Below are 12,323 nucleotides of genomic sequence, written 5' to 3' on the forward strand. Positions count from 1 at the left end.
TAAAAGCTATACACTTAAAAGCCTAGAGCACGAAACACAACGCACGTAAAAGAGATCACGTCACAATCAGCTTTCAAATTAAAAATTGGATACTTCATATTTTTTGAGTCAACACATCAACCCTGCCCCCCTTCCCTTACCACAAACTTAAGATTTGAGGATTATCATGAACACTACTGAACAAATCGAGTCAACTATTCGCGCTTTGGAAAACAAGCGCTATGATGCAGTAATGAACAAAAATCTTGAGGAGCTCGCCAAACTTGCACATCCAAAACTTTCCTACGCTCATTCTTCTGGCGGAGTAGACACTTTAGAAGAATACCTTCAAAAAATTAACACAGGCTTCTATGTATACAAAAAAATCGAACATCCAATTGATTCTTTTACCATCCTAAACAATATAGTATTGGTTCGCGGAGAAATGAATGGAGAGATAATTGTAGGGGGTGAAAAGAAAACTCTAAAAAATAAAACACTGACTGTATGGGTATATATAGCTGAAGAGTGGAGGTTCCTTTCATACCAACCAACGCCAACTATCCGAATGCCATTCATATCATAAACAACTCCCGAGCCACATTATGATGCTTTTTTAGACTTTATGGCGATGGACACACGCTCATACCCATTGCCATATTTAATATAACCCACCTAATTGCAAATTTTAGCGGCGAGAGAGAGCCGATCTTCACTCAGCGCATCCAATAACGCTCGTAGCGTTCTTTTTGAAATCTATTTGCCAGAAACTCAATAAACAACCTCGTTTTTGCAGGCATATAACGCCGCTCTTGAAAGGCTATATTTATAGTCAACGTGGGAAGACTCCAGTCGTCCAGCACCGGAACTAAACGTCCTGCTATTAAATCGTCATGAACTATATATTTCGGCTGCACGAGGATGCCCGCACCAAAAATTGCCGCGGATCGTACAATCTGGCCATCGTTAGTTTCTAGAGTCGGATCTATCTTTATAGACTTGCTCACCCCTTCTTTCGAAAAATTCAAAATCCGAGGTTGATATGCATGGTTATATAAGAGCATATCGTGATTGTACAGATCTTCCACATCCGTAGGAGCACCTCGACTTCTTAGGTAGTCAGGGGAGGCGGCAAGTATTCGGCGAGTATGTGCTAAACGTCGAATAGTTATGTTTGAGTCTATCTCAAACTCCCTTATCCTTATAGCCAAATCAATACCACTATCGATGATATCGCAATAATGATTCTCCCCAAGAATTTTAACATTTATTTTTGGATAAGCCCTTTTAAATTCAACCAACAGTGGTGAAATATGAAGCATCGCGAAAGAAATTGATGACGTAATTGTTAAAGTACCCATTGGCTCAACTAACGAAGTAGTGAGAGACGCCTCAGCATCACGAAGTTGACCTAGCAGGCTCTTACAGTGACTGTAAAACTCATGCCCTGCCGGAGTAAGCGATAATCTTCGCGTATTCCGTTCTATTAGCCTCACACTTAAACGTTTTTCCAGTGCGGCGAGGTGACGCGTAGCTGACGCTGTAGATATATCAAGCAACTCTGCAGCTTTACTCAACGTACCCAATTCTGCAGTATGAACGAGTACTTCGAGTTCAGTTAGTCGATCCATATCTTGACTCCTTACAGACGGCTTGCTGCTTCAGATGTGAAATTGACAATTTCGATTTTACTATTTTATTTGCGTGATGGACACTATAATTTATTAGAGCTTTTTCAAACTGCTTTTCCGATAAAACATTATTTACCCACCGAAACGACGAATCAGCAATTTAACAAAAATATTAGTAGGAGTGGCCTCATGCGAAACCTAGATGAACAAACCATCACCCAAGCTGTGCTTGCGCGTAATGCAAGCACTGAAGATCACCGCCTTCATCAAGTGATGACTAGCTTAGTTCAGCATATGCATTCTTTCGCAAGAGAGGTTAATCTTACTGAGGGTGAATGGCTTAAAGGTATAGAGTTTCTCACTGCGATAGGCAAGATATGCTCCCCCACAAGGCAAGAATTTATTTTGCTTTCCGACACTCTAGGTCTCTCCACGCTAGTCGTCGCTCAGAATCATAAAAAGCCAGAAGGCTGTACTGAGGCAACGGTATTTGGCCCTTTCCATGTCACTGGCGCCCCCCGCTATGAACTCGGTGCTGATATCAGCAACGGAATGCCAGGTACTTCTTGGTGGGTCAGCGGAGTGATTCGGAATCTAGATAACGAGCCAATCCCTTATGCGGAGTTAGAGGTTTGGCAGGCAGACGATCTTGGATTCTATGATGTACAAAACGTTGAATTTACGGAATATCAAGGCCGTGCAGTATTGCGTGCTGACGCTCAAGGAGCCTACCGATTTCGGACCATAGTTCCTAACGCCTACCCGATTCCGCATGATGGTCCAGTTGGAGTAATGTTAAAAGCTCTGAATCGTCATCCTTGGAGGCCTGCCCATTTGCATTTTATGATTTCGGCTAAAGGTTATGAGCGTTTAGTGACGCATGTGTTTCGCGAATCCGGTAAATACTTAGACTCTGATGCTGTTTTCGGTGTCCGTTCATCCCTCATTGCCGAGTGGCAATACCATGGCACGGGAGTAACGCCCGATGGTCGAAACTCTGACACCCCCTATTACACTTTAGAATTTGATTTTGTACTCAATGCGACAGGCCTGGAACAGTGAATGACACAAAAACCACTCGACAAATCAAACGATGCCATCAACATTACAAAAAACTTACTGATCTATAATTGTTGAGTTGTGATCGCCAACCATTTAGGCTGGCTTTCCTGCCTATCACTGCAATGTCAACAAACGTGTCCTACTAAACTCCGAAGACCACTAAGATTGAGTTTAACGAAGTATACCACTGAGCATCCACATAAGGCATACGGACAATCCTCCACAACTCTTAGATTATAAAAAATATACAGATAAAATTGCTAACAAATACTAATAATTCCAGATTCATATACTTATTTAAAGAGGAAAATATAAAATGAATATGAATATCCCCCCTGCCATCGGAGAACTATGGAAAAGTCAAGGCGGTGTTTATGCTGGCGTGATACGTGGAGAGATAGGGAAACTGGATTATCATTTAATTATACCAACACAGTGGTCTCTAGTTAATAAAATATCTGCTTATGGTGGTTACGACATCGATGAGCCAAAAGCTGCTAGTCGTTTTGACGGACTCGCTAATACGCGTTATTTAATTAATAGCGCTCAAGGAAATCATCCAGCTGCTAGGTTATGCGCTGGCTTGGTATTGGAGAGCCATAATGATTTTTACTTGCCATCAATTAATGAGCTCGCGCTATGTATGGCTAACGTTCCGGATTTGTTTGAAAAAAAATGGCATCTAAGTAGTTCACAGCTTTCAGCGACACACGCATTGGCACTATCTTTCGACGGTGGTTCCCAGATCGGACTAGACAAATTCCTTGAATTACAGGTCCGACCAGTTCGAAAGTATACTCTTGATTATCTTTTCAGCGAAAAAATTCAGGGTGCGAAATTAGTTTAATCCAATACAACCGAAAAATCTTCCGATCACGCTTAATTTCACTTCGCTCTAGCATACGCGAATAACTATTAAGCATAATAGACCCGCTACGCACTAGAGAAGCTAGTTGACTCTAAGCTCAGCAGTTACAAATTCCACAAATTCTCGCACAATTGTAGATCTTCGCATATTAGGGTGATAAAGCATCCAAAGATCATGCCCAAAGTTTGTTGGTGGACCATCAAGCTTTACTAAAGATGCCCTAGCATTACCGACAAAACACGGTAGATAGCCAATACCAAATCCGGATTCGATGCTGTCTGCAAGCGCCAATACGGAATTAACCGAAAAAGTTATTCGTTCAGCCGACACATTTTTTTTAACAAATTTTGCTGAACGCAGTGAGGAAAGGTTATCGCAGAGCGTAACCCAGTCACATTGAAATAATTCAGTATCTCGCGGCTGGTGGGAGTTGATGTAGTCTAGCGCTCGTCCGTACAAAGCCCATTCAGTACGCCCTAAGCAGCGCCCCACTAAGTTCTCCGGTGGCGCATCAGTCGCTCGCAAAGCTAAATCGGAATCGGAAGTTGATAAATTTAAAGCGCTATTATCAATTGTTACTTTTACTTTAATTTTTGGCTTCCGTAGTTTGAATATCTCGAGCATCGGCATTAATATATGGAAAAGTAATGTATCATTTGTGGTCAAGCGAAGCTCGCCTGCAGGGTGAGCGTTTTGGTTAGACAAACTTTGCACCACACCGTCGATGTCCTCATCTATTCGATGAGCAAGCTCCACAATCGCGATACCAGCAGCAGTGAGCTCATAACCTCCTCTGTGGCGCTGGAAAAGAGGCGTTGCCAGCTGAATTTCAAGCTGTCGTAGTCGCCTGAATACTGTCGAAGAATTGACTGCAAGTCTCGTCGAAGCCCTCGCTAAACTTCCTGTTTCAGCGACGGCCATGACGAGCTTTAGATCGTTCCAACCTAACCTGTGTGAAAGACTACTCATCATGCCCCACATTCAGAATGTGAATAAACCTAGATAGTAGAGCATGTTCGACATATCTGTGTAGTATTTTATGGTCATATTTTCAGCCTTAAACGACATACGAGATATTAACATTTAGCTTATGATTCCAGTAATTCCCCCGCTGCAGCGCGAATTCGCCGGGCCGAGTTCTGAGCGTCATTGATTATTCTAGTCTCGTCGTAACCTATGAGCCGCCCACCACGCTTCACAATTTTACCGTCAACAATAACCGTATCCACATTATTGGCTGTTGCGCTTTGAACTACTGCAGTCTCGAAATTGCTGACTGGTGCTATATTTAAATCATTCGATCTAAGCATGATAATATCAGCGCGTTTACCCTCGCTAATAGAACCTACCATGTCGCCTAATCCGAGCGCAATCGCTCCATTAAGTGTAGCCATCTGAATTACTTCATGCACACTGATTTTACTAGCACCGGAATTTTCCGTTCCTACCCAAGGGACACCTAAATTCCATGTAAATCGCATCATTTCAAACATGTCCGGCGGAGCGATTGAAGTAGCATCGGATGAAAGAGATATACAAAGTCCTGCTTCCCGCATCTTCATAATCACGGCTCGCGCATCTCCCGTGCTGCTCAGCCTGAGCTCCGAATGAGTTGCTATCGTGATTGGCGTTTTGGTCCTGGCCATGGCTGCAAGATCGTCGTTACTGGCAGATATGTAGTGTGCAATCAAAAAGTCCGGCCCGAGGTATCCGCGACGCTCGTATTCAACCGCATCTGCTGTGTTAGGAGTTTCTTGCGGTGCATGGATGGCTACTGGAAGCCCTACTCGCTTCGCATACTCCATCTCCTTATAAAAAGTTGCCTTGTCGCTTTGAAGTGTACCTCTTAGATTTAACCCCAGGTGCACCATCCCTTCAAATTTGTCATTCCTGCCGAACCATTGACTTTGAACCCTATCAATATCGTTGTAAGGGTTTACTTTATCAGGCCCGAGACGATCAACATGGCCGTATGAGTATCTGGCCCTCATGTGAGAATTTTCGAGGGCCTGTAACTCTGCATCCGCATGTTCGGGCGACCTAGTATTATGGGACCAGTTATGTACCGTTGTAGTTCCCCCATTCACTAACTCTACCGATGCCAACATAACACTGTTATAAAAATCAGTTGGCGTGTAAAGTGCTGAAGTAGCAAACTTTGCGGGATAGTAAGAAAACCCTTCTTTCCTAGCCGTAAAGCTTCTCCCAATAGCGCTCCACATATGATAGTGCGAATTAACAAAGCCAGGCATTACTATCATGTTCGTTGCGTCGATAATATCGGCATCTTTTTCTGTAAGGTTTTGCCCTACACGTTCGATTATGCCATTTCTAATCAGTATATCGGCGTTGGGAAGAGTTCCGATATCTGGATCAACCGTAATAACCGCCGCATTTTTTATCAAATATAATCCGCGCTTAATTTGTTTTTTGCTGCTGATCCTGCTGGGCTTACCCAGCGCAGTTGTAGAAAAAAGGGGACCTGCGAAGCTAGCAAGTGCACCTACGCCTATGATTTTCGAAAAATTTCTTCTACTAAAATTCATGCTATATCTCTTTTTTAGATTTATTGGATATAAATGAAATCAACCAAACGATTGCATGAGGTCATAGAGCTTAAAACTCAGCTATCCTTTGATGGCGTTCCACCGTATTTATACACTAGATGTGATCTCTCAAATTTGCATTTCTGCAATTTTCGTTTTGCATTAATGTAGGACGCGACTTCGTGATCAAGGAACTGCTATACCCTCCCTATCTCTGTGGAGGAATCACAGCACCGCCCACGGAAAGGCGCAGCACGCTGATATAGACACATTTAGATTCTCGAAATCGGGTGGTACCGAACCGTGGCATGCATCTAGTATCAGGTCAGCATCCAGGCGGCTTACAACACAACAAAACTTCGACCGAGCTTTCAATCAGGTATGTCAAATGCATCATGCATCCTCCCGTCGATAAGTGACCGTTAATACTGTTTCTATCCGACCAGAGATTTTCTCCGACTCACACTTTGATTGGGGAGGTTTATGACTCGGGACGTGGCGAAAAACAACGCTTTACCTATGAAACACAACGCAATCAGCACGCTGTATTTAAACTAACGCTGATGTGGTACTCGAGCAATGGGGCATACATGAAACCAGTGAAATGGTAGAACAACGTACGACCATCTTATCCCCGTTCGGGGTCGGCCTCAGGTCAGCAGCAAAATTCTTAGTCCGCAATCTGCCTCCAATAGCTGCAGGGTGATTTTTCCAGTTTGGTCAACACACAGACTTTGGCTAGCACTTTATTCGGAGGCACAACAATGATCTGCGGCGTCAAAGCATCCGATTCAGCATGCGGCTTGAGCGAAATCTATCAAGGCCCAATTAATTGAACGCGGATCGGAAGCGGCAGATCGAGAAAATGGAGAACAGAGTAGCTTGGCAGATGTGACAACTACATTTACAGGAGATGAAACCTTCCGACCAAACACCTTTTCGGCACAGTGATTTGAAGTGACAACCCCAACCCAAACGACACGAAACCAGACTCATTGACTGAACAGTGAGCGACCACCGAGTCGTGCTTCGAGAAAGAGTTTGATCTCTACACGGTACAAGTGGGGCGCCCCTCAAAGGCATTGCGTAGCAGCACACTAAAAGCATTTATTTCAAGGCAGCGCAGATTCACATGCTCTCTCATCATGACTAGTTCCCGCGCGCGTATTAGATCTGATTCTCGCATGCCAATATCGCGTAAGGCTGTAGGGGCACAGTTACTGTATGCCAGGTCGTACATTCCCTGAGGAGCATGTGGCGCGCTGATGGCATTCGCAATCTTATCCATGGCTTCTGGCTCGATGACTTCGTTGTAGGCTAGCACGTGAGGGACAATCACTGAATTAACATCAACATAAGATAAGTTGAAGCCTCGACAAAGTGTCTGGCACAGTTGGTAATGCAGGGGCATCGTAACTTTATTGCGCACACTTCCACATAACCAGGCACCATAAAGTGCATTGGTGCGTGCCGCCAGAATATCGCCCATTTCACTGAAACCGTCACCGTACCTACGCAATTCAGGTATCGCACGAGCAATGGCTTTTATACCAGTTTGTGCCATCAACTTAGTTACTGGATCACGGCTTTTTGAATATAGACCTTCGGCCCTATGAGCCATGGCGCTAATAGCGCTAGAAATGCTAAAATCTATAGGTAAATCAGAGGTCAACTCTGGATCATACAAAACTGTGCGAGGCAAAATCTCGTTACTTGATATAGTTTTTGTAGTTTTCCCGTCACTTAAGTCGAACGCATGAATCATTTCTGATCCAGCGTACGTTGTTGGAATTGCTAGAGTGGGTAAATTTAACTCTAGGGCAATAGATTTACCGATATCAATAGCTACGTCGCACCCTATGGTAACTACTCCAATCGCTACACATTTCTTTGCCAAATAACATGCTTCGCGGACATTTTCGGTAGATATATTTGTTGTAGGCTGGTCAAAAATACCCGCCACTTGTTCGGAGCCGATTGTTACCTTTACTAATTCAGCGAGTGCTCGCAGGTTAGACGTGTAAAGAATCAGTATTCGCGTAATCCCCAATGCATCAATTTCAACTCTCAGTTTCCTTATACTGCCTGCGCCAAAGACAACACGCTGTGCATATTTTTTGTGGTCAGAATCTGCTACCGAACGCTTTTCGCTGCTGTGGTGATCTAAAATTTCCACTATGCACTCTCTGAATCCACAATTAGTGCCAGTTTGGGATCTTTGCGCGAAATGACCGACGCCCTCTCACGATGGGGCTAAATTCTTATGGCTGGTCACGTCAAATCCAGTGGATACCTTGCCTTGATTATCTGAACATTAAAAATATCGAACCAACTAACCCATCAGGTCTTCTGTCTTAGCAAATCCCTCCATTGACGAATTTCACCCATCAGAGAGGAAACGATGATTAGCGCAGCCTTATGAAACTCCCGTGTTAACGATTATATTTTTTGCCCGCTCTCCATTCAATATATTACTCACGTCGAGCCTTATCCCGAGAAACTGTGAGGACACTAGCTCGGCTTTAAACACTATTTTGGAGCCCACAGAGGATCTTTCGCGATTAAAGTAGTAGCCCAGTCGGCAAAAGTCCGAACTCTTGCCGAAAGGTCACGGGTCGCGGGATATACCAATGAGACAGGCAAGCTCGCCATTTGCCAATCAGCTAACACTTCGACCAGACTTCCTATTCTAAGATGTGAATCGGCTTGCGCCCTAGGAAGAAACGCCACACCTAGTCCCGCCACAGCGGCTGCAGCTGCAGCTGCGCCGTTGTTGAAATACACCGTTGGAGGGTGATCAAGTGTGAAACGTTCTTCTCCGCGCATAAGTGTAGGCAGATGTCGCCTGTTAGTCGCCGGGAACTTGAAGCCTAGGTGTTTATGCTCAGCAAGATGGGAGGGGGCATCAAGGTTCGGGGCGCGAACCAGATAGGAAGGAGCAGCGCAAAAACAGTAACGCATCACTCCAATTGGGCGGGAGATCAGATTTTGATCCGAAACGCGCCCGACGCGAATGGCGCAATCCACGCCCTCCTCTACAAGATCTATGACGCGCTCATTGCAACTGATCTCCAGGTGTATCTCAGGGAACCTGGCAGCGAAGTCCGGTAATGAGGGAGCTATCAACAAAATACCTACTGGGGACGGCATTTCGATCTTGATATGGCCGCGAATTGCGTTGCGATTTCGAGAAACAGAAGCTTCAAGCTCGCTGACGTCCTCCAGGACAATTCGAGCGCGGCGGTAGTAGGCCGCGCCTTCGGCAGTCGTGGAAACCTTCCGGGTCGTCCGATGCAGTAACTTTATGCCCAGTAGGTTCTCTAGAGCCTGAACCTGACCGGAAATCGTCGTCTTGGCCAGATTCAACGACTCAGCAGCGCGACTGAAACTGCCCACTTCAACGATTCGACAAAATGCTCGCATCGCTTCCAATCGATCAAATGCCATTGTACGGGTTTCCGTAAAAACAAAATGTATCGACCCAGTTTATCTGAGTATCGTTTTTTTCTAAAGTACACGTATCCACAGCTTGATCGAACACCCAGCCCATACGTAGAAACCGCTGTGCATCTTTCTAACGTTAAGACCAACGAGGACATAGGTACATAAACACTTCGATTGGATCAGGTTGCCTCACTAATAGCACTGAGATACACAGTCTAGATTAACCGTTGTACGTAGTCATCGTACGCTAATGACATACCGTGAGCACGGCTGAATTCCACGGGACCTGCTGCTCGTCATACACGCAAAAAAGAAGCCTAATAACGATTATCAGCGCGCTATTATTGACTCATAACCATGAACCTTACCAACATCACAATAGAGATAACATTACGTTAATACCGTCCGGACAAAAATCCAGAACTACGACCCCGTAAATTTTTTTATTTGAATGCATCTTCCCTCTTTAAACCTAACACTTTCCCTCAGGAGAGGTTTCCCGTACTCGCTTATTGAGTCTTAATTACACAGCTACCCCAAGTGCATATCTAACCTAAATTTTATCTGGCGCTTCATTGCGCGTCAAACCTGAGGAAACACCATGAAAAACTTTGCGAAGATTATTTCAATGCTAATTTTAACTCTCCCATTTTTCGCACATGCTTCTGACGGCGCGGAAGCACTGCAGATGTCTCATGAAAGGACTAGGGCATTTTTGCTCAACAACAGGCGGAAACTGCGAAGCACGAAGGGAAAGTGCGCGAAAAGACTGAACAAGAAAAAAAGAAGCTACTAGCACCAATCAATCGACTGACGAGAAATCCCCAAATTGAAAACTAGTCTACTCGTAAATACATATTAGCAATGTACTCTTGTGCGTGCCAACTTAATGACCATTAACGGAGTTTTCGCGACTACATTGTTAATCAGTGGTTACCGTATGGAGCCCGATCAAGCCCCCTTCCCTGTCGCGGTGACCAGAGCATCCCTTCAACGGTAAGAACCTGGGATAATTTCAATGGGCGAGTAGGTGCAATTGAAACAGTAGAGATTCTCCCTCGTGCTGATGGCGACATCACTCAGCCAGCTTACCGGGAAGGCAGTGAGGTCAAGAGCGGTGACTTGCTTTTCGTCATCGACCAACGCCCTTATTGCATCGAGATTGGGAAATTGCTCGACGGCTTTGACGAACACGGCCGCGCTCGAACGAAAGGAGAGGAAGTGGAACAGCTTCCAATTGCGGTGCAATTCGTCGAACGTTGTCTGGATGACAAGCATATCTCGAATGAGCGGCGAGCCCTCGAACGTGAAACCGCTGAGAATAGTGTCGATAGTCGCGCCTCGTATGAGCGTCGACATCATATGGGGCTTCTGGCGCAGAATCTCCGTTAGGGCATCGGAGATCGTCGGATGGGCGATCGTCCATTTTAATCCGGGAAGATTCAAGAACGAGCCTTTCAGCTCAGCGAAACAATCCTCAATCTTAGTGAGAGTGTATCCAGTCAGCTCAGCGACCGCCTGTGCGGCCGAAGCGTCATGATCGCTAGGATCGAATCAGGCCTGATGGACATACACGAGGATGAGCGCGGCCTGCAGCTGATAATCTAAAGCGCTCTGTCGGCTCCTTCATAAAGCGTACGAGTGAGCTTCGCGGGGCGCTAGGCCCTTGTTGAAGCTTGGATCGCCAAGAGGTTCGGCGATCCAAGGGAGAAAATCGCGAAGCGCAGCGAAAACGGTTAGATGCGATTTGATTCTCGAACGCCAACTCTGGCTCTGCTCACCAAAATTTACATGATTATAGAGAATCTGCGTCTTCTCTTCGAACGTCGACTCGCCAACATCCACCACGGCGCTGCGGTCTGCGAATTGGGCAAGGTTGCGCTGCCCGAGCCGGCGCCGCGCCGCTTCATGGATATGTTTTCGGGAAGTTAGAAGAAATCGATTGCCATGCTTGATCGCGGCCCGCAACTTGGAGAAGGCAGACGTCCAGTCCTGCACATAGTCGTCGCGTAGCACATTGGAGCCGAAGGCATCGTCGATCCAGAAGAAGCGCCCTGGATCATTAGGATTCCAACCGGCCTCAAAGTTGCGTGGGCTGGTTAGAGCAAGTACGGTGTTGTCTGGATTTTCCGACGCTATGGTCGACACGATGGCGCCAATCGCGGATTTACCGCTAGAGAGATTACCGAGTAGCAGTACTACTCCGTGCTCAGAGATCGCGTTGACCGCATCCCGATGAGCCTAGCTAAGAACATAGGTGCGAAGCTTTGGAATCCAGCTGTCAAGCAACGCGCGGCTCTGTTCGCTGAGCCGCTCATCTACGATCTAGGTGAGGTCGCCTAGGCCGTAGACCTGCGGAAAGAGGGCCCGGAGGCGCGCGCTGCTCCTGATAACACGTACGATATACTGGCGACCGAGAATGTGCGGCTTACGCACGTCAATCGCGCGGATTTTAGCACGCATTGCGGCTGCTACGGGCGCATCTACACTCATGTTCGTCATGAAGGCGTAGGCCTCTGCTTGACCGGCTTTGACCAGTTCCTCGACATGAGCAATTTAGGTAGTGAGATCACTGAGCTTCAATGCCTTTGTTGCATCGGACGTATGCTTGCATTGCACGGTTCCGATCAGCAGCGCGTCGTTTTCTGCAGAAATGAGAAACACCGCGTCCTGACCGCCGTCTTGATCTTCGCGGAAGATTTCCACGGGCCTGCCAAGCACGACTTCGCATACCTAGGAGCATAGATCCTGAAATGCGCGCCAGCCGATGGTGTGAAGTGCTAGGTGGACCGT

At 46.0% G+C, this 12,323-nt stretch carries 10 protein-coding genes and 1 pseudogene; 4 read left to right on the plus strand and 7 right to left on the minus strand.

Annotated elements, in window-relative coordinates; genetic code table 11:
- Positions 1 to 166 precede the first annotated feature (166 nt).
- Entirely contained in the window at positions 167 to 565 is a 399-nt protein-coding gene (locus tag HX803_RS16055; protein ID WP_080519962.1) for a nuclear transport factor 2 family protein, read from the plus strand.
- A 130-nt stretch (positions 566 to 695) separates the two neighbouring features.
- Here the strand turns inward: HX803_RS16055 and HX803_RS16060 are convergent, their stop codons facing one another.
- Positions 696 to 1,610 (minus strand): LysR family transcriptional regulator, encoded by a 915-nt coding sequence (locus tag HX803_RS16060; protein WP_025999760.1) that lies wholly within the window; start codon positions 1,608 to 1,610, stop codon positions 696 to 698.
- A 189-nt stretch (positions 1,611 to 1,799) separates the two neighbouring features.
- On the opposite strand from HX803_RS16060, the gene HX803_RS16065 reads away from it, so the two are divergent.
- Together HX803_RS16065 and HX803_RS16070 are read left to right on the plus strand one after the other, a co-directional pair.
- On the plus strand, positions 1,800 to 2,672 hold the full coding sequence (locus tag HX803_RS16065; RefSeq protein ID WP_080642442.1) for an intradiol ring-cleavage dioxygenase: 873 nt from the start codon (positions 1,800 to 1,802) through the stop codon (positions 2,670 to 2,672).
- Positions 2,673 to 2,988: 316 nt separating this feature from the next.
- A complete protein-coding gene (locus HX803_RS16070; RefSeq protein WP_177052515.1) occupies positions 2,989 to 3,519 on the plus strand; it encodes a DUF1566 domain-containing protein in 531 nt (176 codons plus the stop codon).
- A gap of 102 nt (positions 3,520 to 3,621) precedes the next feature.
- Here HX803_RS16070 and HX803_RS16075 read toward each other — a convergent pair whose 3' ends face one another.
- The 4 genes from HX803_RS16075 to HX803_RS16090 form a co-directional block, all read right to left on the minus strand.
- Positions 3,622 to 4,521, minus strand: a complete 900-nt coding sequence (locus HX803_RS16075; protein ID WP_080589236.1) for a LysR family transcriptional regulator — start codon at positions 4,519 to 4,521, stop codon at positions 3,622 to 3,624.
- Positions 4,522 to 4,628: 107 nt separating this feature from the next.
- Positions 4,629 to 6,086 (minus strand): amidohydrolase family protein, encoded by a 1,458-nt coding sequence (locus HX803_RS16080; RefSeq protein WP_016976645.1) that lies wholly within the window; start codon positions 6,084 to 6,086, stop codon positions 4,629 to 4,631.
- Between the two features lie 1,048 nt (positions 6,087 to 7,134).
- Positions 7,135 to 8,262 carry an iron-containing alcohol dehydrogenase gene (locus HX803_RS16085; RefSeq protein ID WP_157787128.1) on the minus strand — a complete coding sequence of 376 codons (1,128 nt, stop codon included), beginning with the start codon at positions 8,260 to 8,262 and terminating at the stop codon, positions 7,135 to 7,137.
- 353 nt (positions 8,263 to 8,615) lie between these two features.
- Positions 8,616 to 9,533, minus strand: coding sequence for a LysR family transcriptional regulator (locus tag HX803_RS16090; RefSeq protein ID WP_016976646.1), 918 nt, complete (start codon positions 9,531 to 9,533; stop codon positions 8,616 to 8,618).
- Positions 9,534 to 10,604: 1,071 nt separating this feature from the next.
- Between HX803_RS16090 and HX803_RS32795 the strand changes: the two genes are divergently transcribed.
- Complete coding sequence (locus tag HX803_RS32795) at positions 10,605 to 10,922, plus strand: hypothetical protein (protein ID WP_235165506.1); 318 nt, start codon at positions 10,605 to 10,607, stop codon at positions 10,920 to 10,922.
- A gap of 234 nt (positions 10,923 to 11,156) precedes the next feature.
- Here HX803_RS32795 and HX803_RS16100 read toward each other — a convergent pair.
- Together HX803_RS16100 and HX803_RS16105 are read right to left on the minus strand one after the other, a co-directional pair.
- Positions 11,157 to 11,759 (minus strand): annotated as a pseudogene (locus HX803_RS16100) (hypothetical protein); the annotation flags it as partial.
- Positions 11,760 to 12,086: 327 nt separating this feature from the next.
- The gene (locus HX803_RS16105; RefSeq protein ID WP_157787129.1) at positions 12,087 to 12,236 is read right to left on the minus strand and encodes a hypothetical protein; all 150 of its coding nucleotides are present in this window, start codon (positions 12,234 to 12,236) and stop codon (positions 12,087 to 12,089) included.
- Positions 12,237 to 12,323 lie beyond the last annotated feature (87 nt).

It is taken from the genome of Pseudomonas sp. P7548 (assembly GCF_013386585.1).
GTDB lineage: Bacteria > Pseudomonadota > Gammaproteobacteria > Pseudomonadales > Pseudomonadaceae > Aquipseudomonas.

Bases quoted from the DNA above. Each gene is read 5' to 3' on its own strand.
- HX803_RS16065 (WP_080642442.1), top strand. From the start codon at position 1,800: ATGCGAAACCTAGATGAACAAACCATCACCCAAGCTGTGCTTGCGCGT.
- HX803_RS16055 (WP_080519962.1), top strand. From the start codon at position 167: ATGAACACTACTGAACAAATCGAGTCAACTATTCGCGCTTTGGAAAAC.
- HX803_RS16080 (WP_016976645.1), bottom strand. From the start codon at position 6,086: ATGAATTTTAGTAGAAGAAATTTTTCGAAAATCATAGGCGTAGGTGCA.
- HX803_RS16070 (WP_177052515.1), top strand. From the start codon at position 2,989: ATGAATATGAATATCCCCCCTGCCATCGGAGAACTATGGAAAAGTCAA.
- HX803_RS16060 (WP_025999760.1), bottom strand. From the start codon at position 1,610: ATGGATCGACTAACTGAACTCGAAGTACTCGTTCATACTGCAGAATTG.
- HX803_RS16090 (WP_016976646.1), bottom strand. From the start codon at position 9,533: ATGGCATTTGATCGATTGGAAGCGATGCGAGCATTTTGTCGAATCGTT.
- HX803_RS16075 (WP_080589236.1), bottom strand. From the start codon at position 4,521: ATGTGGGGCATGATGAGTAGTCTTTCACACAGGTTAGGTTGGAACGAT.